General features: G+C 41.5%; 20 protein-coding genes. 9 read left to right on the forward strand and 11 right to left on the reverse strand.

Annotated elements, in window-relative coordinates:
* Positions 1 to 189: 189 nt before the first annotated feature.
* A complete protein-coding gene (locus WDA22_13355) occupies positions 190 to 5,259 on the reverse strand; it encodes a right-handed parallel beta-helix repeat-containing protein (protein MFA5834458.1) in 5,070 nt (1,689 codons plus the stop codon).
* 222 nt (positions 5,260 to 5,481) lie between these two features.
* On the opposite strand from WDA22_13355, the gene WDA22_13360 reads away from it, so the two are divergent.
* Positions 5,482 to 8,580, forward strand: coding sequence for a CHAT domain-containing tetratricopeptide repeat protein (locus tag WDA22_13360; protein ID MFA5834459.1), 3,099 nt, complete (start codon positions 5,482 to 5,484; stop codon positions 8,578 to 8,580).
* A gap of 6 nt (positions 8,581 to 8,586) precedes the next feature.
* Here WDA22_13360 and WDA22_13365 read toward each other — a convergent pair whose 3' ends face one another.
* The 5 genes from WDA22_13365 to pta all read right to left on the reverse strand — a co-directional run bounded on the left by WDA22_13365 (position 8,587) and on the right by pta (position 12,025).
* Positions 8,587 to 9,294: a hypothetical protein gene (locus WDA22_13365; GenBank protein ID MFA5834460.1), complete on the reverse strand. Its 708-nt coding sequence runs from the start codon at positions 9,292 to 9,294 to the stop codon at positions 8,587 to 8,589.
* 81 nt (positions 9,295 to 9,375) lie between these two features.
* Positions 9,376 to 9,960 carry a hypothetical protein gene (locus WDA22_13370; GenBank protein ID MFA5834461.1) on the reverse strand — a complete coding sequence of 195 codons (585 nt, stop codon included), beginning with the start codon at positions 9,958 to 9,960 and terminating at the stop codon, positions 9,376 to 9,378.
* Positions 9,961 to 10,105: 145 nt separating this feature from the next.
* Positions 10,106 to 10,615 carry a cupin domain-containing protein gene (locus tag WDA22_13375; protein MFA5834462.1) on the reverse strand — a complete coding sequence of 170 codons (510 nt, stop codon included), beginning with the start codon at positions 10,613 to 10,615 and terminating at the stop codon, positions 10,106 to 10,108.
* A gap of 25 nt (positions 10,616 to 10,640) precedes the next feature.
* Entirely contained in the window at positions 10,641 to 11,003 is a 363-nt protein-coding gene (locus tag WDA22_13380; GenBank protein ID MFA5834463.1) for a four helix bundle protein, read from the reverse strand.
* A 35-nt stretch (positions 11,004 to 11,038) separates the two neighbouring features.
* Entirely contained in the window at positions 11,039 to 12,025 is a 987-nt protein-coding gene (pta, locus tag WDA22_13385; GenBank protein MFA5834464.1) for a phosphate acetyltransferase, read from the reverse strand.
* A 384-nt stretch (positions 12,026 to 12,409) separates the two neighbouring features.
* Here pta and miaB point away from each other — a divergent pair, with 384 nt between their 5' ends.
* From miaB to WDA22_13410, 5 genes are read left to right on the forward strand one after another with little or no spacing between them, the layout of a single operon-like run.
* On the forward strand, positions 12,410 to 13,732 hold the full coding sequence (gene miaB / locus WDA22_13390; protein MFA5834465.1) for a tRNA (N6-isopentenyl adenosine(37)-C2)-methylthiotransferase MiaB: 1,323 nt from the start codon (positions 12,410 to 12,412) through the stop codon (positions 13,730 to 13,732).
* A 19-nt stretch (positions 13,733 to 13,751) separates the two neighbouring features.
* Complete coding sequence (locus tag WDA22_13395) at positions 13,752 to 14,486, forward strand: SPOR domain-containing protein (GenBank protein MFA5834466.1); 735 nt, start codon at positions 13,752 to 13,754, stop codon at positions 14,484 to 14,486.
* A gap of 11 nt (positions 14,487 to 14,497) precedes the next feature.
* Entirely contained in the window at positions 14,498 to 15,610 is a 1,113-nt protein-coding gene (locus tag WDA22_13400; GenBank protein ID MFA5834467.1) for a sigma-54 dependent transcriptional regulator, read from the forward strand.
* Positions 15,607 to 16,098 carry an LPS assembly lipoprotein LptE gene (lptE, locus tag WDA22_13405; protein ID MFA5834468.1) on the forward strand — a complete coding sequence of 164 codons (492 nt, stop codon included), beginning with the start codon at positions 15,607 to 15,609 and terminating at the stop codon, positions 16,096 to 16,098. The genes WDA22_13400 and lptE overlap by 4 nt, the downstream gene beginning before the upstream one ends.
* A 47-nt stretch (positions 16,099 to 16,145) precedes the next feature.
* Positions 16,146 to 17,645, forward strand: coding sequence for a cellulose synthase family protein (locus tag WDA22_13410; GenBank protein ID MFA5834469.1), 1,500 nt, complete (start codon positions 16,146 to 16,148; stop codon positions 17,643 to 17,645).
* A 57-nt stretch (positions 17,646 to 17,702) separates the two neighbouring features.
* On the opposite strand, the gene WDA22_13415 is transcribed toward WDA22_13410, so the two are convergent.
* Positions 17,703 to 19,436, reverse strand: a complete 1,734-nt coding sequence (locus WDA22_13415) for a hypothetical protein (protein MFA5834470.1) — start codon at positions 19,434 to 19,436, stop codon at positions 17,703 to 17,705.
* Positions 19,437 to 19,645: 209 nt separating this feature from the next.
* Between WDA22_13415 and WDA22_13420 the strand changes: the two genes are divergently transcribed.
* Entirely contained in the window at positions 19,646 to 20,794 is a 1,149-nt protein-coding gene (locus tag WDA22_13420) for a hypothetical protein (GenBank protein MFA5834471.1), read from the forward strand.
* Between the two features lie 49 nt (positions 20,795 to 20,843).
* On the opposite strand, the gene rpsT is transcribed toward WDA22_13420, so the two are convergent.
* The 4 genes from rpsT to WDA22_13440 form a co-directional block, all read right to left on the reverse strand.
* Positions 20,844 to 21,098 (reverse strand): 30S ribosomal protein S20, encoded by a 255-nt coding sequence (rpsT, locus tag WDA22_13425; protein ID MFA5834472.1) that lies wholly within the window; start codon positions 21,096 to 21,098, stop codon positions 20,844 to 20,846.
* Between the two features lie 61 nt (positions 21,099 to 21,159).
* Positions 21,160 to 22,428 (reverse strand): peptidylprolyl isomerase, encoded by a 1,269-nt coding sequence (locus WDA22_13430; protein ID MFA5834473.1) that lies wholly within the window; start codon positions 22,426 to 22,428, stop codon positions 21,160 to 21,162.
* 3 nt (positions 22,429 to 22,431) lie between these two features.
* Positions 22,432 to 23,316, reverse strand: a complete 885-nt coding sequence (locus WDA22_13435; protein MFA5834474.1) for a peptidyl-prolyl cis-trans isomerase — start codon at positions 23,314 to 23,316, stop codon at positions 22,432 to 22,434.
* Complete coding sequence (locus WDA22_13440) at positions 23,313 to 25,397, reverse strand: peptidylprolyl isomerase (GenBank protein ID MFA5834475.1); 2,085 nt, start codon at positions 25,395 to 25,397, stop codon at positions 23,313 to 23,315. Before WDA22_13440 ends, WDA22_13435 begins: the two co-directional genes overlap by 4 nt.
* Before the next feature lie 210 nt (positions 25,398 to 25,607).
* Here WDA22_13440 and WDA22_13445 point away from each other — a divergent pair, with 210 nt between their 5' ends.
* On the forward strand, positions 25,608 to 25,790 hold the full coding sequence (locus tag WDA22_13445) for a CPXCG motif-containing cysteine-rich protein (protein ID MFA5834476.1): 183 nt from the start codon (positions 25,608 to 25,610) through the stop codon (positions 25,788 to 25,790).
* 3 nt (positions 25,791 to 25,793) lie between these two features.
* The gene (locus WDA22_13450; protein MFA5834477.1) at positions 25,794 to 26,285 is read left to right on the forward strand and encodes a hypothetical protein; all 492 of its coding nucleotides are present in this window, start codon (positions 25,794 to 25,796) and stop codon (positions 26,283 to 26,285) included.
* Positions 26,286 to 26,305 lie beyond the last annotated feature (20 nt).

Raw genomic sequence — 26,305 nt, forward strand, 5'->3', positions numbered from 1 at the left:
ATAACAGCATAACAGAACAGAAACAAAACAACCTTTGCATAAAACCTCCTGGATAACAGTGTAAATGCCAATACTGTTGACATGATAAATATTTGACAAAAATCAATTCTGTGCATTCAAACTTGTTTTACTACCAGTTTCTTTATTTTACTTTATCCTGGCGAGTGATACTGATATAATGCACTGATACTATTTCATAAACATTAGTTTCTTTGATGCAAAAAAATCTCCCGCTCTTAAAGAATAAATATATACTCCGGTTGAAAGTTTTGATCCATCAAATTGTACTGTGTGCAGTCCTGCTTTTCGTTCTTCGTTAAGCAATGTTCTCACTTCCCTTCCAAGGATATCGTACACACGAAGCACTACTCTGTTTGATGACGGCAGATTGAATCGAATTGTTGTTGACGGATTGAACGGATTCGGATAATTTTGATGCAATGAATATTGCATGGGAAATACCGATTCTTTTTCAACCGGAGTAAGTGAATTGACGATGACGACTTTCGAAGAAGCGATTAACCCGCTGATGGAATCTGTCCCTGTAACGGAAAAGATTCCGAGCATGCTGCCTGCGGTGTAAACTCCAAGACTGTCAATTGTTCCGCCCGTTGCTTTCCATAAAGTGTTAACTTTAAACGGTTTGTTTGCTTGATCGTATCCATTCAACGTGAATTGAACAGAATCTCCTTTCAGCAATTTTACAGAATCTGGAAGAACAAAAACACGGACAAGAGCAGGCTGATATGACAGGACAACGAATGAATCCGCATCTTTCGCAGTCGTATCCAATAACGATTGCGCCGTAATATGAATGACCGTGCTGTCGCCGGGCGCGGCGTTCGCAGGGATTTTGATAAGAACATTGGTTAATCCCGGTACAGAATCTTTTGTTACCACAGTAATCGTTCCCTGAGATTGAAGCCAACCTTGTGTTTCGGTAATGTTCACCAGAATAGAATCATTTGGTTTCATCCAATTCTGCACAATAACAGAAACAGAATCGACACTTCCAGCGGTATTGAATGTAGAATCGTCTGAATGTGAAACCGTGAGTGAAACGGGAGAAGTTTTCCAATTCGATGCATTTACTCCTCCGGTGATAGAATTCCCTGCACCGGCAGAGTTACCCCACCAAACACTTTTTGCATTGATGACATTCGAGGTATCAAGATTTTTAATCGCTAAAGTACCATTTCCCGAAATATTCGATTTTGAAATATCCAATTGTGAGTACGAATCGAATTCAATCCCGTTACCTGCATTATCGGTAATGGAGCTGCCGGAAATTTTTGAAAACGAGGCAGGGGAGAAAGCATTATTCTCTTCAATTGAACGAACAGCCATTTCAGTTTTTTCCCTGACCCCTTTGATCCCTCCCAGTCCGTTACTGCATACTTGCACAGAACCGAGTTCCAAAAATCCTGCTGTTACTTCCCGAGTTGCTCCCCATAAACGGATACCATATCCCTTGTTTTCACAGATTCTTCCTCCGGCAATTCTCGCATTCCGCGTTTGAATTCCATTTCCGGAGTTGTTCAACACATTTATTCTTCCGGAAACATGAACATAGATCCAGGTACTTATTCCTGCACCGCAATTACCGGAAATATCAGCATCCTGCAAATTCAATGATTGAGCCCCAATGCCTCCCGGTCCACCAAGAGATGTAAATCGGTCTGTATCCAATGGGAGCCATTCATTGGGATTCTCCGAACAATTTTTTTTATTGTTATTCAAAAGAGAAATTTTTCCATTCACCGTCATATTGCCGTTCGGTATATACACCGCTTCCTCTTTATTGCCGGAAATCGAATTCTCCCTGCCGTTCATGATCAAACCGAATTGGGAGAGAACACCGAGACGTTCATTGTTGTTGATCACCGCATTTCCATAAATTTCTATTCTTCCTCTTGGAGAGAACAACCCATATCCTCGATTATTTTTCACTTCCACTTCATCCACACGGATGAAATTTGCCGCGTATATTCCCGCATCTCCGTTGAAATTAACTTCTACTTTTGATGGACCATTATTATTCACCTGCAATTTTCCATAAACTTCAACTATTCCTTTACGGCCCAAACCAAGTTCTTGATATGCATATGCTCCCGATCCGCCATTGTTGTTCAATTGGATAGAAAATCCTTGTGATAATGCGCCGGTTGATTTCAACAGGATATTTCCTTTATGTGCCCTTAGTCCGTGGAATTTATTCGATTGGGCAACAATGGAGGGACCAACCACTTCAATATTATTATCCGAATTAATGCCATCCTCGGAATTATTGGAAACATTCAGCGATCCATGCACAGAGACATTCCCTTGTTCCGAATGAATTCCCGAACCGCAATTATTGGTCGCTTCTACAGAGTCCGCGAACAAATTTTTATTCACCCAAATTCCGGCTCGGGTGCTACCGGGCGAGCATGAACCGTTATTTCCGCCACCGGAGTTTAATGCAAAAATTTTTCCGATAAGATGAAGATTCTCACCGGCATAGATCCCGTTCAGCATATTCGAACTGAGTCTGCAATTTTCAACTCTCAGATCGTTCCCCGAGACAGAAATTCCATTTTGTTGAAAATTGGAAATATCCAACGCTTTGATAACAGAAAGGGAGCCGCTTGTTTCTAAACCGTCAACATTACCTGCCTGAGTTCCGTTGATCGAGATTTTATTGCTGCCGGTTGAAAATCCGCTTTGCGTCGTTCCATCAATAGTCACTCCTGAAAAATCGAGTGTCGGCAGTGCTGAAGCGGGAGAAATAAAATTTGTTGAAAGATTTCCCGGAATGTCGAACGAAATGTAATCTTCTCCTTTTAAATGCTGAGCAGTCTGAATGGCTGCACGTAATGTTACTTCCGGTGCTCCGTTTACCGATGGGCCTCCTGTATCGGCAAAACCGTCCACGGCATTAATATCCGAAGCATCTCCGTTCGAATTGACAATGATGGGCGATTTTGAAAATTCTGAGGTGTTCCCGTCCGGATCCGTTGCCGTTGCAACTACGCGTTGATGCATTCCGCTAATTGTTATTATGAATTTAGCTGTACCGGAAGAATCGGTATTGACCGTTTCGGTTTGATGATATTCATCTCCTTCACCAAAACCTGTGCTGTCAGGTTTTTCGTGAGAATAGAACTGGATCTTGAAAGATTTCAGAGGTGTGCTTTTCAACATTCCCGTCACCGTGGTGTTTGCGCCACTCACTTTGATGAATGTTATGACAGGATAATTTTGAAGATTGTTCGCTCCCGCATCGCTGTCACTATTATCGTTTACGGTCGAACCTTCGTCTCCCAGATCGATCGAAAGCTGTTTATTCTTCTTGATAATATTGGAAAGAATTGTGTTGCCGGTCCCTTTTTTAATAAAGACACCATCAATTCCGTTGTACATAATCGTATTACCATCGGAAGCGTTGTTACCACCGATGATATTTCCAAATCCTTCTTCGATCATTACACCGGCACTATCGTTTCCCATTGACAGTGTTGCCGTCGCGTCTGTTCCAATAAAATTCTTTCGAATGAATGTGGAATCACCGGTCTGCAAAAATCTGTAAATATATATACCGTGCCGTTTATTTCGGGAGATCACATTCGACTCGATGATATTTCGAGGTGCATTTCGCAGAACAGTGACGCCGTAAAAATTACCGAGACCGCTGTCATTTGCAGCATTTGTCCCGATATAATTATGCATCACGCGGTTGTTACTGGTAACAATATTTCCGCTGGAATAATGTATTTTCACTCCGGCTTCACCGTTTGCAGCAATAATATTCGCGTCCGAAAAACTATTCCCGCCGACGGTGCAACCACGAGCTAATTCGAGAACTATCCCACTAGATCTATTTCCTAAAGGAAATTTACCAGAAGTATCTGTTCCCACCTTATTATTTCTGATGATAGAACTGTCACCATCAACCATATAAATCCCATTTCCGCGGTTGCCGGAAACGAAATTTTTTTCAATCAAATGAAAATCACCACGCACGGAAATACCGTCGGTTTTATTGGGTAGAGTGTCCGAGCGGGAAATATTGAATCCGACTGCGTTATTGTAAATATGCATTCGTTTCGACGAGCCGCTTCCACCGTAAATTCCTCCATTATTGCCCGAAACAATATTGGACCGTATTGTATCGCCGTTGGTATCGGTAAAATAGATCCCGACACCATTTGGCAATTTACCGGTGCCGGCAGCATTCGTACCGATAAGATTATTTTCGACGAGATTACCGTTTGTTCCCGTGGTTTTATAATCGCCCTCTAGATCAAGACCGTAATTATTTCCAGAAATGAGATTTTGATAAACCTTGTTGCGAAGACCTTCAACATAGAGACCATTGTCATTCAATGAAGCGGTCACTCCATCTGTTGTTCCGATATAATTATTTGCAACGATATTATCATTACCGTTGAGAATTGCTATGCCATACCCGGTTCTAAAATTGGACGCATTGTAAACATTGTCATAGACAATATTTTTTTCTTCTGGCTGCATTCCACCGATCAGATTATTGTTGGTGTTGATATTGATTCCGACCCCTTTATTGTGATAGAATTCGCACGACTGTACAATATTATTTCCCGATCCGGTATTCATCGCCAGTGCAAGAGCAGTACTTCCCCAATTGGTGAATTTCATATTCTTTACCGTCGTTCCGCCGATGATCCATAATCCATTTTTGTTTGTCATGAGCGCGCCGTCTAGCACGACTTTCCCGCCGGCAATAGATCCATCGAGAATGATCGGTGTTGTTGCCACTGGCAGTTCTGTAACAGGTTGTATTGATGTTACCCCCGAAAAAGAAATTGCATCGAGTGCAGGAGTCTTATTTGCATTTTCAATTGCTGAGCGTAATGTCTGGGGTGAGAAAATATTGTCACTTAAGTTGGAGTCATAATCATCACCGGGGTTTGTTACAACAAATGTCGTTGCAACGGATTGCTGTTTCGCTGCAGCGGTAAGTTTAACGTATAGTTGGTTAATCTGTTCATTGTTGGTGCTTAGTTCCGGGTGATTGAACCACGGAAGCAGAACATCAGCTGTTTGCCGCAACAACTTGGGTTGTATTTGTGTTGCATTTACCGTTAATGTTTGCGGCGGCTTATTTGTTTCGTTAAAAATTGCTTCTGAACTGCCATTTCGGACAGAAACCCGCCTTTCGATCTCTTTTGAATCAATACTAGATTGTGCAGGAATAAATGATGCTATAAGTATTATTGAGGAGACGAGACGAAAATACATACACACCTCTGAATTAATAAAAAAGTGTAATTCTAACCTGTATCTACATAGTTTGGTAAACAACGAAAAACTTTCAGTGAATTTTGTCTGATTTTTCTATTGTATGCCAAATCACTATCGGACAACGGACAAAGTGACTATTATTGCCAATGGATTGGAAAATTGCTTACTTTCCAAAGGTTCATCGGATTCCGGTAGAATTACATTTTGGAGAGTGCAATAATGAAATTTTTACTTAGAGGTATCATACTTCTTTTGTTGTTTCTTCCTGCTAAGTCACTGAGTCAAAAATTCACATTCGATACACTTGCTGCCCAGGCCCTTTTTCATCAAGCATTACACCTTCAAAAAACTGCCAAATATGACAGCGCTTTGATATTGTTGGATAGCTCCGGAGCAATGTTTGCAAAAGCGGGTAAGCGTACAGAACAAGTGCGATGTCTCATAAACAAAGCAGAGTGCCTTAAGTATAAAAGTAATTTCGACAAAGCAATTGATGCACTCCAACTTGGTGCGGAAATGGAACAACAAATATTACACGATGCTCCGCTTATTGCTGCGCAGCGATTCGTCATGCGTGGTTCAATTTTCAGAGAGCAGGCCAAATATGATACTGCTCTTATTGATGCAGAAAGTGCATTCTCCATTCAACGGAATAATTCTGTTAAGAGCAAAGATCTTGAATGGGATATATATACTCTCTTTGCGGGGACCTATTTCAGTCTTGGTGAGAACGATAGCGCATTATCGTACAATCGAAGGGCATTGGAACTTTTTACGTTGCCTGAAGGTGAACAACTGTTAAAAATAAGCGGTACGTATAACAGCATTGCAGGTGTTTATGAAATACGAGGAGACTATCAAAAAGCGCTCGATTTTTATACGCAGTCACTCACAATTCGCAAATCTCTACTCGGCGAAAAACATCCCGATATTGCAAATTTATACAACAACATTGCGGCGATCTATTTTCGAATGGCAGATTACGATCTTTCACTGGAATATTATTTCAAGTCGCTTTCTATCATGAACGAAACACTCCAGAGTGATCACGCATCATTTGGTAATCGCTATAATAATATCGCGATGGCGTACCGCGGCAAGAAAGAATACGGCAAGGCATTGCAATTCGGGCTACAATCCAAAACGATATTCGTAAAAAAACTTGGAGCGAAACATCCGAATGTTGGAGGTGTCGTGAATAATATCGGTCGGACATATTCAGATATGAAAGAGTATCAAAGGGCACTCGATTCGTATCAAGAGGCGTTGTCGATCTGGAAAGAGAAACTAGGAGAAAAACACCCAATTGTTTCACAAAGCTATCATAATATCGGTGAAGCATATGGGAATTTGAAGGATTTTGAAAAAGCAAAAGAGTGGATCGAGCGATCTTTGAGCGTTCGTCTGGAGATACTCGGTGAAAAAAATGTAAAGGTTGCGCAGTCGTATAATGCTCTTGGAAAACTATATTTCGAGAGGGAAACGTTTGATTCAGCGTTACAGAACTATCAAAAGGCTATTTCTGCACTCATTGAAGGAATGCCTGATTCAATTTCTTCTATTGTAAAAAGTTCTTCGGATCCCGATCTTGTATTATCAATTATTGGTAAAGCTGATGTACTTTTTGCGGAAGGACGAACACAGCAGAATTTCAATGACGTGCGAGCGGCGTTGATTGCATATGAGCAAGCTATTGATCTTACCGATAAAATTCGTCGGGGATTTGGAACGGAGGGGGCAAAAATTCAATTGAGCCAGATGTCATTTAATGTGTACGAACAGGCGATTGCGTCGGCGCTATTTCTTTTTGATCAAACGAAGGACGAATCGTACATATCCAAAGCATTTTCATTCGCAGAACGGAGCAAAGCAGGCATCTTGTTGGATGCTGTCTCTGAATCGAATGCTAAACAATTTGGCGGTATTCCAGATTCATTGTTGGAGCAAGAATCTGCATTCAGAACAGAATTGACATATTATGAAACATTGCTGCAGAAAGAGAAAGAGAAAAAGGGTAAAGCAAATAAAGTGAAAATTGTACAATGGGAAAATAAGATTTTCGATCTGAAACGTGGCAATGAGCAGCTGGTAAAACGTTTTGAACGTGAATATCCAAAATATTATTCGTTGAAACATCAATCGGAAGTTGTGTCATTAACAGATATTCAGAGACGGCTGCCAGATACGAAGTCCGCACTGTTGGAATATGTCGTTGGTGACACAACCGTAACCATTTTTGCTGTAACAAAAAAAGGGTGCATCGTTAAATCACAACGGCTTTCTATATTAACGTCTCTTGTTCAACAATTCAGACAATCAATCCAAAATGTTGAATCAAACGAATATGCTGTTCTTGCCAATAGTTTATACCGTCAATTGATCACCCCGGTGCAATCCAAATTGAAAGGAATTCAAAAATTATACGTTGTACCGGATGGTATTTTAAATCATCTTCCCTTTGAAGCATTGCTTACCACGCGGATAAATAGTTCAGCAAAAGTCGATTTTTCCGCGCTGCCGTATTTGATTCGCCAATTTGATATCAGTTATCAAATTTCTGCCAGATCTCTTCTTGAATATGTGGACGATATTTCAACCAAGGGATTAACGGTGGAGGAGAAAAAAACAACATATGAATTTATCGGAATAGCACCTGTCTTTGCGGACAAACCGTCACACTCCGAAGCAATATATACCATTTCTGCGGAACGAATTACTCGTTCCAGATCAGTTGACGGTGAACGATTTGTTGAATTGAAAGAATCCGAACATGAAGTAACAAGTATTTTCAAGCTGTTCGAGGAACATCAAAAATCAGGAAAGATGTATCTTCATAATAGCGCTACGGAGTCTAGTTTTAAATCAGACGATATGAAAAAGAGCCGATTTATTCATATTGCAACACACGGCATGATTAACGAAGAAAATCCGAAACTCTCCGGAGTGATCTTTGCTGTGCCCGAAAAGGGAACAATGGATGATGGGGTTTTGTATTCCGGTGAAATTTACAATTTGCAGCTTAATGCGGATCTGGTTACACTGAGTGCCTGCGAAACCGGCCTCGGAACAATTGTGAAGGGAGAAGGATTGTTGGGATTAACGCGCGGATTTATGTATGCCGGCGCTAAAAATCTTTTAGTTTCTCTTTGGCAGGTTGCTGATAAATCTACTGCCGAATTAATGGTGCAGTTCTATCGGAATATTCTCAACAATCAGCCGTACTCAACCGCGTTAAGAAATGCAAAACTGGCAATGATCAAAAAGGGGAAGTATGCTCATCCTGTTGAATGGAGTCCATTCATATTGACAGGCAAATAACGTGCATCAACGAATCACGAAAAATTTTCCTACCTGCATAAGTTTTTGATTCAGTTCTAACTTCAGGTAATAAAGACCAGGTGTAAGCTGTTGTGCAAGCGTAACTTCAGAAGAGACCGTTTCTTGTTTCCACACTTCCAGATTGTTATTGTCTACAATGAGCAAGACGAAATTATTTTTTTCGTTATTCACTTTCCATCTAAACGTGAACGGTATGGTCAGTGTGTCACCGATATCAGGAGCAAGCAGCGTTACAGTTGATGTGGATCGGACTGTTCTTTCGATAAAGTTCTCAAGAACTTGGTTGGGGATGAATTTTTCCGGATCCGATGTTGCCACCACTAGCTGCCCTGAGTGTAGATCTTCAACAGCAATTGTGTCTTGCTGAACGTTTTGATTGATCAAAATAGCGGTAATTCCTAAAGCAATAATCAATATTGCGGCCATTGCATATCGGAAAACCCCGGGCGAAATTTTCAGAATGGACTTCTGAAGATGCTCAACGACAGGTCCCTCTATATCCTCAATCTCCAGCAATCGTGCCGAACACTGCTGACATGCGGCAAGGTGGAAGGAAAAAAAACGTCTCTCTTTTTCACTCAATTCCCCGGCGAAATTGCGGTACGTAGAAAGTGCTGCGTAAGTAAAATGCTCCCCCGAGTCATCGAGAAATTGAGAATAACCGTTCAGAAACGTAGTTTCATTGGTTGTCATTATCAATCCCCGTAATAACTAAAATCATATACTGTATACATAGTTCGTTAAACGGTAAAAAACTTTCCGTTATTTTGTAACTTAAACAAATCTTTCCAGTCCGGAATGGGTATATCCAAGGCTTTTCAAATATTCTGCTAACTTTATCCGTAATCTTCTGATATTCGTATCCAGCGTATTCAGGTTCATACCTGTTGTTTTCGCAATCTCAGATCTGTCTGCTTCATCAATCAGAAAATTTAACAACCGTAATTCCTGCATCGTTAAACGGAGTTTGAAGAGACTCAATTGAATGAGTAATTCATTCCCCTCAAGAGCGGTTAATTGTTCCGCTTGATTGGTTGTGCGGTTGTAGTGAATTTTTTGTTGATCTTCATCCCTGTCAATTGGTTCTGTCTTCGACCCAATGGCTTTCACTTTGATCGCTTTGTCCAGTAACGACCAGCATTGAAGTTTAATTGCGCGCATAATGTAATGTTCCAGATCGCGAACATCACGTACATCACTTTTCGAAAGGGATAAAAATACCTCGTGTACGACATCATTAATGTCAGTAAAATTCGCGCGTGAAAGAACATCGGCATATCGGGAATAGAACCTACTGATGATGACATAGCCGTCAGTTCCTTTTTGCAGGAAGTCTCTATGGAGAGTGTGGTTATCCAATTTTCAATAGGATGATAAACAAAAATAAAAGAAACTTTTACAGTTATGTTAAGGAAAGATAGAGACTTTGCGTGGTTTAGGCAAGCGAATGTCAGCTACGCCAAAAATGTTTTTCCGATATTCACAGAGTGTAATATAGCGGTTCTTATTTTCGTGTTAATCGATTGATAAGTTCTTTATGTTGCGGGTATGTAGAATTCAAGATATCTCGTTTCGCTAATGTAAAATCATCAAAATGGAATCCTGGAGCTACTATGCAACCGACGAGGGCGTACGAATTTGTATCGTTTACCGTTCCGCCGAACCAACATCCATGCGGCACAACGGCGTACGGTAATTCTCCTTTTTCCAAATTCTTTCCGATATGATGCTGTGTGTATGTTCCGTCCGGTGCGATGGAATGAATTGTCAACGCCGAACCGTCAATGTGAAACCACTGCTCATCAGAATGTATTCTATGGAGCGAGGAGAAATCTTTTGATTCTAGTAGATAATAAATTGATGTGGAGTATGCTCGGCCTCCGTTATACCGTATGGGTAGATTGGGCTGAGAGACAATTCCCTCTGAACGATAGATCTCCTTGTAGTGTCCTCCTTCGGGATGAGGCGTAAGATGGAGGGATTTTATATAGGTTCTTGCAGACGGTGAATGCATAATGCACAACTCATAATGTATAATATTACGCTCGGCTCTTAGCAGTTATCAGAGACCGTTTAATAATTTTAATGATTTCTTCCGCTTCGGAATGAATTGAAAAAAATTCAGTTTCTTTTAAATATGCAGTTTCCTTTAACAATTCTAGCCAGTAGATCGTTTCATCGCATTCTTTGTGAGCGATAGATAACTTATGGATAAAATCTGCTTTTGATTCAGCACTATTTGCTTCTCTTACATTTGCTCCCACCGATGTTCCGGATCGCAATAATTGTTTACTAAGGACAAATTCCTTTCTTTCACCGCTCAATATTTTATAGAGCCTGATGATTTCAACGGCAAAAGAAAACGTCTTACTTCTTAAAATATTTTCTTTCGTTGTATCCATTATAAGTTATGCGTTATTAATTATGAATTGTTTTTTTACACCGCACCGATGACTGCATTAATCGCCGTTGTGTTAACAATATCTTCTACCGAACACCCACGGGAAAGATCGAATGCCGGTTTTTTTAACCCTTGCACAATCGGTCCAATTGCCTCTGCACCGCCCAGCCGTTGACCGAGTTTATATCCGATATTACCGGCATCAAGATCCGGAAAGACGAGAACATTTGCTGTGCCCGCGACATTACTTCCGGGAGCTTTTGAAGCACCAACCTTTGGAACGATAGCCGCATCCAATTGCATTTCTCCATCAAGTTTCAGATTCGGATTTTTCTGTTTGGCGAGAGCTGTGGCTTTCACTACTTTCTCAACATGCGGATGATTTGCACTTCCTTTGGTAGAAAAGGAGAGCATTGCTACGCGCGCTTCTTCACCGGTCAGTTTTGCATGATTCTCCGCTGTTGTTAACGCAATGTCTGCAAGCTGCTCAGCTGTCGGATCCGGAACAACGGCACAATCTGCAAATGAAAGCAATTGATTCGGAAAAACCATCATAAAAAAACTGGAGACAACAGAAATTCCTTCTTTCATCCCGATCACCTGAATACCTGCCCGCATCACATCGCCGGTGGTGGAGAGTGAACCGGCAACGCTTCCATCTGCCAATCCTTCCCGGACCATCATCGCGCCGAAGAATAACGGCTTCTTCATTGTTTCCGTTGCTTCGGTAAGATGGATTCCCTTTGCTTTTCGAAGTTCAAAAAATTTCTGTGAAAACGAAGGAAGCAGGTCGGATTTTTCGGGATCGATAAGTTTTAAACCTGTAAGAGAAACACCCTCTTCTTTTGCTTTGGCTTGAATGGCAGATTCATTCCCGATCAGGATCGGTGTGGCGATTCCTTCATCTACAAGAATGCGGGCTGCTTTAAAGGCCCGAGGATCGATCGCATCCGGGAGGACAATGGTTTTTTTAAGTTGCTTGGCTTTGGATCGAATTTCTGAGATAAAATTTTGAGGATTCATGATTGTAATTATTATGTATTTGATAAAGAGTGAGGAAAAAGAATCGAAATATGTAGTCCAAAATTTATGCCAATGTAAAAGCATAAAAAGTAAGGGAAATGAATAATTGTGCCTAAAAATTTTTTGGATTGTTGCTAAAAACGAAAAAATCCTTCAGATATGCGAAAAACTATTCTATTTAACTTCAAAATTCGCTGTTCTTAAGATGTGGATAACTTTTCTGTGAAAACGTACGCTTTTTTCTTCCGGCAAGCAAATAGCTGACAAAACGGCAACCATGGCCTTTCTTAAAATCAGTTAATCTTCACTTATTCAATTAATTTTGGTTAATAAACCGACTTTCCATTGTCCAAATGTCAGCAGGGAAGTATATTTGTAGTGCAAATGGAGACGAAATCCAAAAAAATCTATGTGGAAACATATGGTTGCCAGATGAATATGGCGGACACTGAAGTTGTACTCGGTGTGTTGGATGGAATTGGGTACAAACCTACCAAAGATGCAGCCAGCGCTGACTTGATATTAGTAAACACCTGCAGCGTTCGCGATAACGCAGAACTACGGGCACACAAACGAGTCTCCGAACTGAAAGAACACAAACGGAGAAACCCCGAAGTATTGATCGGCGTGCTGGGATGCATGGCAGAGCGATTACGAACAACACTCGTCGAAAAAAATAATCTTGTCGATCTTGTTGTCGGACCGGATGAATATCGAAAACTCCCAAAATTAATTGAAGATGCGTACGCAGGACAGCGCGGTATTGCCGTAAAGCTTTCCCGCGTGGAAAATTACGATGATGTCACTCCGTTGAGAACAGAAGGGATCAGTGCGTGGCTCTCCGTAATGAGAGGCTGCGATAAATTTTGCACGTTTTGCGTTGTTCCCTTCACCCGCGGCCGTGAACGAAGCAGAAGTTTGAAAAGTATTGTAGAAGAAGTGCGAAAGTTAAGTGCTCAAGGGTTTAAAGAAGTGTCGCTGCTTGGACAAAATGTAAATTCATATCACGACGGTGAATACGATTTTGCGGACTTGCTCAAATCCGTTGCCGAGGTCGATAGCACAATGCGTATTCGGTATACGACATCCCATCCTCAGGATATGAGCGACAAATTGATTGAGACGATAGCAACGCATGACAATATTTGCAAATATGTTCACCTTCCAGTGCAATCAGGATCGAACAGAATTTTGAAATTGATGAATCGTACCTACACTATTGAACGCTATCTTGGCTTAATGGAAAAGGTCAAGCGATCAATGCCGGATGCGAGTTTCTCAACCGATATCATTGCAGGTTTCCCAACAGAAACAGGGGAAGATCATCAAATGACATTGGATATTTTGAAGCAGGTGAAATATGATGGCGCGTATATGTTCAAATACTCTCCCCGCGAAAACACAAAAGCATGGGATATGGGAGACGATGTTGCGGAAGAATTGAAAGTTGAACGATTGAATGAGATCATCGAACTCCAAAATGGAATCGCATTTGATATCAATCAATTGCTCATCGGAAAAAATGTTGAAGTGTTGATCGAACGCGACAGTTCTCGTTCTGCGGACGATCTGATGGGGCGGACTGATACCAATAAAAAAACTGTCTTTCCGAGAGGTAATGCAACTGTTGGAGAAATTCGGAAAGTCAAGATCGAACGAGCAAATGCTCAGACGCTTATTGGTAAACTTGTTCCAAACATGAATTGATTTCAATTCAATAGTCTCTATGAAAAATTATACAATTTCTATAATGCCGGTTGTGCTGCTGATGACGAATCTGCTGTTTGCTCAGCTTGGTGAGCAGGAAGTTCGTCAACGTCTTGATTTGATCCATTCCGGAAAAATTGAACAAGTTCGAACAGAAGTATCCTCATTATTAAAGCAACTGTCGAACGATCCCGGAGTGAAATATCTCGAAGCGTATGTAACGGAAAACGGCGACCAGGCGGTGAAAAAGTATCAATCATTTGTTGATACTTATCCGCAAAATGAGTGGGCAGATGATGCCCTCTATAAAATCTACCAATATTATTATGCAGTTGGATTATACAAAACTGCAGATGCCAAATTAACGCAGCTGAATGAACAATATCCAAACTCGATATTTGCCAAACGAACTGTCAAAGAACCGATCAAATCTGAAACTCCGTCAACGGTGAAATCAGAACCCGCACCACAACCGGCGGTCGAAGAAAAAAAGGAATCGATTGTTCCATCAACAACAACCGGCGGTTTTATCGTTCAGGTAGCTGTCTATTCTCAAGAAGTAAAAGCGCAGGAACAGGCTGATAATATCACGTCCGTGGTCGGTAAAAAAGCAATTGTGTTTTCGAAGGTAAGCGGTGGAAAAACGGTATATGCAGTGGCATTTGAAGGATTTGTTGATGAACAATCGGCAAAAGCGTTTGGCGGAGAATTGAAAGCAAAGTTCAATCTGGACTGGTTTATGGTGAAACGTTGAGCGGGGCAAACGTGGAACAAACTCAGAACAGAACAGAGTTTCAACGTCAATTCGGCATCGTCGGCGAATCGCTGGAGATGCAGGAACTTGTGCAGGTGCTGCAACATGTGTCCCCGACCGATATTACTGTTTTGATCACCGGTGAAAGTGGTGTCGGAAAAGAAGTAATCGCGCATGCGATCCACGGTGCAAGCAAGCGTGCCAAGAAGACGATGGTAACAGTAAACTGCGGCGCAATTCCGGAAGGGATTATTGAATCGGAATTGTTTGGACATGAAAAAGGTTCGTTCACAGGAGCCAGCAGCGAACGAAAAGGATATTTTGAACTAGCGGATGGCGGTACAATTTTTCTTGATGAAATTGGTGAACTTCCCCTTGCAACACAGGTAAAATTTTTACGGATTTTGGAGAACGGTGAATTTTTACGTGTTGGTTCTTCCATCGCGCGCAAAGTGGATGTGCGAGTGATTGCTGCGACAAATAAAGATTTGGAACAAGAAGTGCGAAACGGGAATTTTCGACAAGATCTGTTTTACCGATTGCGCTCGGTGAATGTTCGTATCCCGGCGCTCCGCGAACGAAAAGAAGATATTCCGTTGCTCTTTGAAAAATTTGTAGAAGAGTTTACCGCAAAGAACGGCATCAAGTTCGGCGGTATGACACCGGCAGCGGTGGAATTATTGCAGCAGTATTACTGGCACGGTAATGTTCGTGAACTGCGCAATGTTGTGGAAAGCATGCTAGTGCTCGAGCGCGGGAAAAAATTAGAAGCCGAAGATATCAGAAAATATCTTCGCCTGCCGTCGGAAGAACGCAATCTTCCCATGGTTGTTTCGAAACAGAATGATTTTGACGAACGTCAGCTGCTGTATCGTGCGTTGATCGAGTTAAAGAATGACATGCTTGATGTAAAAAATTTGTTGAAGGGTGTGCTTGGCGGAAATGGTGCAGTAAGCGGAAATCAAAACAATGCGGTGCAGGAAAATCTCTCGCTCGGCGAAATGGAACGAAGGATGATTGAGACGGCATTAAAAAAGTATCACAATAATCGTCGTCTTGCTGCGGATGAGCTGCAGATTTCAGAACGAACATTGTATAGAAAGATTAAAGAATACGGAATATGAAAGCTGTTAACATTCTCTTTTTTGGTGTGTGCACATATTTGTTTGGAAGTTGTTACTCATTTACCGGAGCATCGGTTGCTCCTCATCTCAAGACAGTCGCAATTCCATTGTTTGAAGATGTCAGTGGATTTGGCGAACCGGGACTACGCGAAAAGTTCACACAAAAAGTGATCGAACAGTTCCGCAATGATAATAATCTTGAAATCGGGGAACGGTTGACGGCAGATTCGATTATCGAAGGGACAATTTCCACCGTGATTGATGCTCCATCCGTCATTGGAGGAAATGATATCGTCCGTACACGAAGAGTCACTGTGACTGTTCACGCTTCATACACCGATATGAAATTTCGGAAAAAAATTTGGGAAAAAGATTTTTCCAATTGGGGAGAATATACACAAGGTCAACAAACACGCGACGTTGCGTTAAACGATGCGGTGAACAAAGTTGCAGAAGATATTTTGCTGGAGACGGTTTCCGGCTGGTAAGAACAGTTTAAGACACTATATAATTCACATTCAAACTACATAACACTATGGAACAATTCATACTGATTGCCTACATCATCTGTTTGAGCATCTTGTTTGTTTTCGGCGCACACGGATTCGTCATGATCTATCACTATTACAAACATCGAAATGAGGTGGAAGGGGATCTTCCGCTGAATGATACACCGATGGTAACGATACAGCTTCCACTGTACAACGAGATGTATGTTGTGCGCCGGTTGATTGACGCATCATGCGGCATTGAGTACCCAAAAGATCGACTTGAAATTCAAGTGCTGGATGATTCCACCGATGAAACGGTTGATCTTGTTGCCAGTATCGTTCGCGAAAAGCAGGCAAAAGGATTCAATATTATTCATGCACACCGTACAAATCGTAAAGGATTTAAAGCAGGTGCATTGAAAGAAGGGTTAAAAACTGCCAAAGGTGATTTTGTAGCGATTTTTGATGCAGATTTTATTCCGAAACCGGAGTTCTTGGAAAAAACGATCCCATATTTCTTTAATGATAAGAACATCGGCATGGTGCAGACACGATGGGAACATTTGAATGGCGATTATTCGTTAATGACACGCACACAAGCAATGGCCTTGGACGGGCATTTCGTGATTGAACAGAATATCCGTAACAAAGCAGGATACTTTATCAACTTTAACGGCACTGGCGGTGTATGGAGAAAAGAGACGATTCTCGATGCAGGAAACTGGCAGAGCGATACGTTGACGGAAGATCTCGACTTGAGCTATCGAGCACAGCTTCGCGGTTGGAAATTCAAATTCCTGCGAGATGTTACCTCTCCGGCAGAACTTCCGGCAGAGATTAATGCATTGAAATCGCAGCAGTTTCGCTGGACGAAAGGTGCCATTGAAACAGCGCGGAAACTTCTCCCCATGGTGTGGAAATCGAACATTCCGTTTCGCATTAAATTTCACAGCACGTTTCATTTAACGAACAATATCGTATTTCCGTTCATCATCCTTGCAAGCATTTTGAATGTTCCGCTTACGTTCATTAAACATGGCGGTGGATTCGATGCTTATTTTGATTTTATGTCGGTGTTCGTACTTGCGTTCATCGGTTCATTTTTATTTTACCTGTATTCACAAAAAGATATCTATGCTGATTGGCGCAAACGGATTATGCTGTTTCCTGTTTTCATGGCCGGCAGCATGGGATTTGCAGTGAATAACAGTAAAGCGGTACTGGAAGGACTGTTTAAACGAAAATCTGAATTCGTACGGACACCGAAATATGGTATTGAAGGAAAAAAACAATCGTGGAATGATAAGAAATATGTTCCAGTGAAGTTCAGCTGGACAGTGCTTGTGGAAATCGCATTGGCGCTCTATTGTTTCTTCGGTGTGCTTTCATCCCTGTACTATCTTGAAATTGCGGCTGTTCCCTTCCAACTTTTGTTCACGTGTGGATATGGATTTGTTGCCTTAATGTCTGTTCAGCAGGCACTCGAAGCGCGCCGCATGAAAATGGCTCGATTGAATTTGGTTGTTGAACCGATTAGTGCCTGAACATATAATTTGTTTCTCAACAGTATAACACGATAATGCCGGCAGCTGCCGGCATTATTATTTTTGTTCAATTCCTTTTCTCCACAGCTCAAATGTTAACCACCACACCACTTCGGTTTTTAGTGTTGTATCTCCGCGATAATACTGTTCAATAACGGTGCGAATATATTGATAGTTGTAGGCAGGATGTTCTTGAACATTTTTTGAATACAACAGATCAAGTGTGTAATCTTTCATTAACTCTAAAAACAGATCAATATGGTTTTCAACATATTGAAACCCGAGTTTTGATTTAATTTTTGTATACAACCATGAAGTTTTTGTAGAAAGTTGAAAAGGATATGTCATACCACTTTTCACAAGAGGATAATTTGATAGTACGGGAAAGTTCATTTTAATCAGGTCGCGAAAGAGTCTCCCGTTCCGTCGTAGAGCAACTGGCATAGTAAAGACCATGTTTACAAAATCTAATTGTGCAAACGGCATAAAATTCAAAATCTGCTTATCCAATCTGGCCTGTTCATCACTTCCAAAATTGGGAAACCGCGATCGAATAGCCCAAAGATCCAGATAGTTTTCCAAACTGATTTCCCCAATAGCAGGCATTGTGTTCAGCATAGTAGAAATATCATTTCGCGCACCTATGTGCATCTGCTTGAAAATATCACGGTGAAGGAAATTACCTCGTTGTACATATAAATGCCTAAATAACAGATCAATATTTTGATTGCGAAAAGGTTTTTTTCCATAGAAGGCAAGCTTGTTCAAATATTGACGCCGAGCAATTTCGCCGTAGCCTCCATCAATCATAATATATTTTGCCGGATCAAGTGATGCAATATTTTGTAATCGTAACGCAGTGGAAATCGGCTCAACAAGATTTGTTTCCGATGCATAACTTTGGACCAGATGGGCTAATTGCTGTGTTGACGAAATAGCGGTTTGAAAGATAAAATGTGGAAAATGTTCTTTCTCGGCAATCCTCTTTGGAATAGCAACATCCGGATCGAGAATATGACCAAAGGTATGCGTTTGATAATTCTTACGATGAGAACCCATTAAGAATGAAAGAAGTACTCGAGAATCTAACCCACCCGATAAGCCTAATGTGATTTGCTTTAAATCTTGATGTTGTGGGGTAAGATATGAAAGTAAACAATCCGTCATATTCTTTTTGGAAAAAACAGTGTTATTAACAGATGGAGTATATGGTTGCTGATAAGATGTGACACTTCCGTTGTGGATCGTAAGCTTACCCTGTGGTCCAAGCCGGTGTGTATTTTTTGCCAGCGATTGATATGATAGTTGATTCACCAATAGCCAGCGGGAACCGGTGGATTGATAATCTATTTCTAATCCGTTGCAATATCTCGAGATCCAGTCAATTCGAGTGCTTAGGATGATCTCATCTTCATTTTGTTTCCAGTACATTGTCCGAAGTCCTAACGTATCTGTTCGGATTTCAAACGTATTATTGGCATATGTTACAATAATGAAATGACCGTTTTGTTTACTAACGCCGTCAACATTCTGTACCAAGGCATTCCACCCAAGAGGAGAAAGAATGGCGGCCTGATGTGGATCACTCTGTATAGCAATTCCCAATCCGATCCAAAAAGAACTATTGTCCGGGGTATTTTCGGAAAAACATGTTTGAGTATTTCCTCCGCAGGCAAAATAATGGGAGTGTTCTTTGAAATTTTGAAAAAGGTGCTTGTCGTGTACAGTGTGATATCGGGGTAGATCCTTGACCGTAACGCGGGAACCAATAACACCAAACAACCAACTCATGCAGACGGCTTTTAGCAAAGTGAGAAAATAGTGATGGAAATATACAAAATATTCATAACATGAAATCTTTACGAACAATTTTGCAATTCAGCTCAATCTTACCTATTTTACGCCTGAGTAAGTTATTAGCTGTTTTGTAACTGCTCAGGGGGAAATAATTCATGCATCAGGTGGTATAAACACTCTGAGTAGGTACATTGTTTTTTATTATGGAATTTGAAGAGTTCGACATAGAGTTTCTTGCACAAAAGTTAGCAGAAAATCCGCAATCGCCTCTCTTTGCGCGGCTAGCCGATATATATTTGGGGAGAGAACAATCTGCCGAAGCGATGATGCTGTTGGAAGAAGGAATAAAACTCTTCCCGAATTATTATGCCGGCTACATTGTTCTTGGTAAAGCTCATCTGGCTTTTAAGGAATATTCCAAGTCGCAAAGTGCTTTTGAAAAAGCATTGGAATTATCACCGTTCAATCAGACGGCAGCTCAGCTGCTGATCTCCGTCCCCAATAAACCGGATGAATCAACACGAACGACGGAAGAAAATTATTTCAAGCCGCCGACAGCTGTGAAACCGGAAGCAGAACAACAATTCTCTTCGCCGGAATCAGTGCAAGAAACTACTCAACAGATACCATTTGAAACTCCAAGTGTTGAAGAGTTAAGTTTTAGTCAGCCATTGAGCAGTGTTGCAGAACCGGAGTTTGAACAACCGATCGTTCAACAGCAAGAATACCAACCCGTTTCAGAAGAGCTTCCCATCTCCTCAGAAGCGTTTCCTTCATACGATGATTATTTTGCACAAAACCAATCACGGATCAATACGCAATCACCCGTTTCATTGGATGAATTTCTCAACAATGTTCAGCCTGCGGAACAGACAACTGTTGTTGTTGAAGATCATTCTCTTGATTTCATGAAGGAATCCTTTGACACTTCAGTACCGGATACTCAGCGGGAAACCCATACAGATCCGGAGCCGGTGTTTGCATCTCCGGAGCAAGCACAGCTGTTTGCAGAAATGAATGCGATGAATGAAGAATCGCCGATTGATATGGCATCGCCATCTACAGATATTGATTCGCTGGCAGAGAAGTTGCAAAGTGCAGAGAAGATAGTTCCGCAGGAAAATTATCAGCCGCAGAATCCTGTTCCTCAGGAAACTAAGGATGAGCAGGCGTATGAAACTGATGCTGTCACACCGACATTAGCTGAAATCTATGCACAGCAAGGGGAGTATCGCGCAGCGATACAAGCGTATGAAATTTTAATGTTTTCTCAGCCTGCCAAGGGGGGAGAGTTCCAGCAGCGGATCAGAGAATTGCAGCAGTTGCAAATGGAAAAAGAAGGATTGATTTAAAACGACACTCCCCGCAGAAGCGGGGAGTGTCGTTTGCAGCAACAAACAATTACTTCAGTTTGTTCACAAGCTTAGTCAATTTCGATTTCAAATTTGCTGCTTTGTTTGCGTGAATCACTTTCTTTCCAGCAAGTTTATCCAGAAACGACACCGTCTCTTTTAAGACAGTCTGTGCAGAATCTTTCGATTCTGATGAACGAACTTTTTTCAACATTGTTTTCATTGTTGATTTTTCCGCAACATTGCGTTTTGCCCGCCGTTCGTTGGAGCGGATACGTTTTTCCGCTGATTGATGCTGTGCCATGTGTTTCTCCTGATGTATTTCAATGAATGAAGTGTGTTAGTATAATTAAAATTCGATCGAGTTACAATTTCTTTTCCCAGTAGATTGTCCTGCGCAGTTCGTCTACCCATTGTTCGTATTTATTGCTCAGCTTGAACTGAAGGGCCAGCTGTTCTATCCGCTTATAATCATCGTTCAGATTGATTGGGTGTTCTGCTGTGACCGACCGGACGAAAATGATATGGTATCCATATTTGCTCTGCACGGTCAACTTTCTGGGCTCGCTAATGTCTCCTGCTTTTGCCGTTTTCACAAACTCTTCATACGCCGGATCAAGCTGATCTGAAGCGACTCTACCAAGATCTCCGCCGACGTCTTTCGTATCGTTATCTTCGGAATATCGACGTGCAAGCACTCCGAAACTTTCTCCTTTAACAGCTGCTTCACGAATCCGTTTTAATTGCGCGATTGTTGAATCGTCATTCGCCTGAGACATTTCAATTGGGAAGAGAATATGTCGTGTTCGTACAGCATCGCCACGACGTTCAACAAGTTGAATAATGTGATAGCCGAACTGCGTCTTAACTGGTTTGGAGATATCTTTTTCAGATAACGTAAATGCGACCTCTTCAAATTCTTTTACGAACGAACCGCGGCGGGCAAATCCAAGATCACCACCTTGTGCAGCTGATCCATCCGATGAATACCGTTTTGCAAATTCCGCAAAATCACCCCCTGCTTTAATGCTGTCGGCGATTGATTGTACTTTATTAAATAGCAGTTTCAATACGGAAGAATCTGGTTTCGGTTCAACATAGATGTGGCTTAATTCGAATTCCATCGGAACTTTTGGAATACTGTCTTTATATGTTGCGAAAAATTCTTCCACTTCTCGGCGCGACACTGTCAGTTGTGTTTGGCGCTGCTGCTGAATTTTTTGCACAAGCATCTGTTTTCGGATAAGCTCGCGGAACTGGAAGTCGCGCTTCATTCTATTGATGGTCATTCCGTACATCTCTTCCAGTTTCTGCTGACTTCCCACTTGATACGTCATACGCTGAATTTGTTGTTCAAGTCGTTCGGTCACTTCTTCATCGGAAACGATGACGCTGTCCTCAATAGCCTGTGCAAGCACAAGTTTATCATTGATCATGCCATCCAACACACGGTCTCGTAATTCTTTCGACTTTGAATCGAGTCGATTTTGTACGGCCAGTTGTTGAACGGTAAAATTCAAATCGGACTCAGTAATAACCTCTTTGTCCACGACAGCGATGATCCTGTCGAGTGATTGTTGCGCCGTTGCACCGCTGACGAGCAGCGATAATAATAAACATATTCTCATCGTCATGTATTAGTCCATTCCTTTGGTAGAATCTGTTCCCGCAATCATCATGGTCACAGTGTGTTTCATGCGCAGCTCCTGTAAAAATTGCTGATATTTTTTTTGGCGGCGTTCCATTGCCAATCGGTTACGGATATCTGTTTCAACATACTGCAACGGTGAGATAGAGCTCTCTTTAAATTGTCCCAGCGAACGAAGCACAACATGTCCAACACTGGTCTTTACCGGAAACGATACTTCCGACATTCCAAGTGCACCGGCCACTTTCCACAATTCCTGCGGATAGAGCGACGACTTGGTATAAAAAAGAGAATCAGAATACGAGAGCAATCCTTTTGACGGATTGGAACGAAACTGTTCGATCGTTTTATCCCATTCGCCGTTATTCAATGTCTCTGTGCGAAATTGATTTGCAGATTCAAATTCGTTGAAGATAACAACTGACAATCGAATAATACTTTCGCGAAGAATAAACTCGTCACTGTGATTCTGAAAATAGGCTGCAAGTTCATCACGCCGGACATCATTGGATGCAAGCGAATACACCTCTTTTTCCAACAATTCGGCAATACTCAGTTGTTTGCGCGCTTCTGTCATTTTTTGCTGTATCTGTTCGGACACATCATAACCGCGCTGCTGTGCTTCCTGATACAACAATTCATTGGTCACCCAGCGACTTGCATATTGCTGGATATCGTTCTGTGTCAATGTGCGGGAAGGATCGACATTTGCCTTAATCATTTCCATTGTCAATGATTGATTGTTCACCCGAGCAACGACCGATCCATTTTGTTCCGGTTCGGTGCATCCGATGACCAGCAACAGGAGCAGACTGAAAAAGAAAAGAGGAAAGCGATAGACGCTTTCCTCTGTATGGCAATTGCAATATGTCATTGTTTCTCTGATGCCGCGGTTGCCGGCGGTTTTGCAAAGGTTTTTGCCAATGCGTCTGCATTGAGTTGTACAGGATATTTTTTCTGCAGCGATTGGAACCATTCGTCACTTAATCGTTTTGTTTCATATTCTTGGAATGCTCCGGAAACCTCCGATTGTGCTTCTTCGAATGTTTTTTCGCGCGCGGGATCTTTTTTTAATGCTTTCACAAAGGAAAATCCCCCTTCGTTCGGGAAATAGGTAATGGTATCTTTTTCCGGAATTCCCCAAGCACGTTGTGTCACTGTGTTGGTGGAAAGAGGTTGTAAACCTAACACTCCGCGGGTTTCGAGTGTTGTACCGCGAACATTGTACAGAGCAGCGGCTGAATCAAAACTAATTGGTGCCACAACAATTTTTACAGTGTCGTAGGCTGCTTTTTTGCTCTTTCCTTTTTGTTTTTTGGCAACGAGTGAATCAACAGTATAACCCGTCATTGCTTTTTGCACAAGTTGTGCAACACTGTCTGATGGTACAAAGATTTCTTGCACATTCACCCGGTCCGGCCATTGATACGTTGCACTTCGTTCTGCATGATATTTTTTCAGGATGGAGTCTGACGGCTGAACTTTGTTCCATACATTCTCTTGTTCCGCTTTGAAAAGGAGAATACCTTCTTCGTATTCCTTCATTGTGCGGTTGAAGTCCGGGAATTTTCCTTCCAGTTGTCGAGCGTGATGTTCTGCAATCAAACCGGTACCGACCTTGCTGACAATAGTTTGGATAGTGAACGGAAGTTTCAATGCCAAATTTTTCAAATCCTGATTCGTTTTTGTTAATTCAATCAGTTCATCTACGGTTACTTTTCTGTCGCCGAAGGTGTAGATGACCAATGCTCGCGTCGCCGCGGAAACAGTGCTGTCCCAATTGATATCGCTTGTTGTTTTCGACGTATCGACACTCACCGAGAATGCTTTTACCGCATCATTGTTCTCTTTGAATGAATACAACGTACGGAGTTTATTCACCATCGTGTTGTAATCATATTGAAAACGATAGTTCTGGTAATCAGTTTTTAATTGTTGTTCCATTTCTTTAAATGGAGCAATTCCTTGCGCGTGATCCCGTTTAATGATGTGATATCCGAATTGTGTCTTCACGATTCCGGAAACTTCGCCGTCCTTAAGATCGAAAAGAACTTCATCAAATTCTCTCACCGTTCTTCCGCGTTCAATAAATCCAAGATCGCCGCCTCGTTCTGCGCTGTAGGTATCGTCGGACAAATTGCGGGCTGTTTCGGCGAAATCTTTTCCCGCTTTAATAGAATCCAATATAGTCTTAATTTCTTCATACGCTTTTGCAGAATCTGCGGGATTTGCGCCGCGCGTATGCCGCTTCATGATGTGGCTTGCTTTTACCGCACCTTGGTTGTTTTTTATATCGGTCACTTTAATAATGTGATAACCAAATTGAGTTTTCACTGGGACCAATGTAATTTCACCCGGTTTTAAACTGTAAGCAACATCTTCAAATTCCGGTACCAATTGTCCGGCACTGAAATAATACAGATCACCTTTATTGTTTTGAACTGAAGGATCCCGGGAATTATTCAAGGCTAATTCTTCAAAAGAAATTCCAAATTTCAATGAATCAATGATTGCTAATCCTTCATTAAATGCCATCAATGTATCTTCTGGATTTGCGGAGGTTGTTCCTACCAGGATATGACTTGCACGGAGTACCTTTAATTTACGTTGATACATCATTTCCAATGCCGGCTTGGTGATTTCCTTTTCCAGCATGTATGAAACAGCAAGATTTTTTCGATAATCGTTCAGTTCATTTTTCAATTCTTTGTCATTGTTATATCCAAGAGAGTAAGCTTCTTTCACTTTTAGTCGAAATTTTACATAGAGATCCAAAAACTTTTGGCGATCTTCCACCGATGTTTTTGCCGCAGCTTCCCAGCCGCCGTTATTCTTTGCATAGACCTGCTCAAAATCTTGGATCGTGATCTTATCACCGGCAATATCTGCAACGTACGAACTTGAACCGCCGCAGCCAATGATTCCCGCAAATATTGCGAAAACGAGGGTGGTCATCATTAACTTTTTCAATTGCATAACTGAAAAACTCCTCTATATGGAATAAATTGTAATGAAAAAAACGTTGTAAGTATATAAAAATACTGAAATTAGGGCTGATAAGCAATATTTGGGTGTTATCCCAGCCAGTCAATCGTTCCTTAGACGTCTTCGAAATATCGTTGTTCCCAAGTGGTTTTTCTACACCAACTTCTCTATTTTTGGCTTATGGATTATTTTGGAACGTTTCATTGCTCATTTTGCGGGGAAGAAAACGAGGTCTTTGTAGAACCAGAGGGAGGGGAAGAACAAACCTTGACGGAGGATTGTTCTGTCTGCTGCCGTCCAAACGTGCTAAATATTCGTATTATAGATCAGACCATCATTATTGAATCAGAATTTGAAGGATAACAGATGACCTCGCTGCAATTTCGCGACTATGCCGAAAAACAACTGGCTCCCACCGAACCAATGTTCTTGCTTGTTCCACCGGATCAAAAAGATTGGAAACCAACAGAAGAGTCATTCACCGTCGGTCAGTTAATGTATCACATGGCGTATGCGTTACGATTTAATGCAAATGGGATTCTGAAAAATGAATGGGCGCTTCCATCACTGCGGCATGTCTTTATTACGAACAGAAGAACACCGAGCGCTACAGTTGAAGAGTGTGTGAATCTGTATCGCGAAAACGTAAAATACTTTTTTGATATTTTTTCAATAATGAACAACGAAGAATTTCAGACGGGAGAATTGGATACGCTGCAATTAGGGCGTGCGCAAAAATGGCGCATGTCGCTTTTTGCACTGGAACATCATTTAAATCACAAAGCGGAACTTTTTATGTACTTGAAGTTGATGGGAGTGAAAGTAAATTCGAAAGATTTATACGGCGCGTTGGGTTAAGTTGTGAAGATGCAACAAGA

Source organism: Bacteroidota bacterium, assembly GCA_041658205.1.
Lineage (GTDB): Bacteria > Bacteroidota > Ignavibacteria > UBA10030 > UBA8401 > UBA8401.

Bases quoted from the DNA above. Each gene is read 5' to 3' on its own strand.
- WDA22_13365 (MFA5834460.1), bottom strand. From the start codon at position 9,294: ATGACAACCAATGAAACTACGTTTCTGAACGGTTATTCTCAATTTCTC.
- WDA22_13360 (MFA5834459.1), top strand. From the start codon at position 5,482: ATGAAATTTTTACTTAGAGGTATCATACTTCTTTTGTTGTTTCTTCCT.
- WDA22_13410 (MFA5834469.1), top strand. From the start codon at position 16,146: ATGGAACAATTCATACTGATTGCCTACATCATCTGTTTGAGCATCTTG.
- WDA22_13355 (MFA5834458.1), bottom strand. From the start codon at position 5,259: ATGTATTTTCGTCTCGTCTCCTCAATAATACTTATAGCATCATTTATT.
- WDA22_13450 (MFA5834477.1), top strand. From the start codon at position 25,794: ATGACCTCGCTGCAATTTCGCGACTATGCCGAAAAACAACTGGCTCCC.
- WDA22_13435 (MFA5834474.1), bottom strand. From the start codon at position 23,316: ATGACATATTGCAATTGCCATACAGAGGAAAGCGTCTATCGCTTTCCT.
- WDA22_13415 (MFA5834470.1), bottom strand. From the start codon at position 19,436: ATGAGTTGGTTGTTTGGTGTTATTGGTTCCCGCGTTACGGTCAAGGAT.
- lptE (MFA5834468.1), top strand. From the start codon at position 15,607: ATGAAAGCTGTTAACATTCTCTTTTTTGGTGTGTGCACATATTTGTTT.
- rpsT (MFA5834472.1), bottom strand. From the start codon at position 21,098: ATGGCACAGCATCAATCAGCGGAAAAACGTATCCGCTCCAACGAACGG.
- WDA22_13420 (MFA5834471.1), top strand. From the start codon at position 19,646: ATGGAATTTGAAGAGTTCGACATAGAGTTTCTTGCACAAAAGTTAGCA.
- WDA22_13445 (MFA5834476.1), top strand. From the start codon at position 25,608: ATGGATTATTTTGGAACGTTTCATTGCTCATTTTGCGGGGAAGAAAAC.
- WDA22_13430 (MFA5834473.1), bottom strand. From the start codon at position 22,428: ATGACGATGAGAATATGTTTATTATTATCGCTGCTCGTCAGCGGTGCA.
- pta (MFA5834464.1), bottom strand. From the start codon at position 12,025: ATGAATCCTCAAAATTTTATCTCAGAAATTCGATCCAAAGCCAAGCAA.
- WDA22_13375 (MFA5834462.1), bottom strand. From the start codon at position 10,615: ATGCATTCACCGTCTGCAAGAACCTATATAAAATCCCTCCATCTTACG.
- miaB (MFA5834465.1), top strand. From the start codon at position 12,410: ATGGAGACGAAATCCAAAAAAATCTATGTGGAAACATATGGTTGCCAG.
- WDA22_13395 (MFA5834466.1), top strand. From the start codon at position 13,752: ATGAAAAATTATACAATTTCTATAATGCCGGTTGTGCTGCTGATGACG.
- WDA22_13440 (MFA5834475.1), bottom strand. From the start codon at position 25,397: ATGACCACCCTCGTTTTCGCAATATTTGCGGGAATCATTGGCTGCGGC.
- WDA22_13380 (MFA5834463.1), bottom strand. From the start codon at position 11,003: ATGGATACAACGAAAGAAAATATTTTAAGAAGTAAGACGTTTTCTTTT.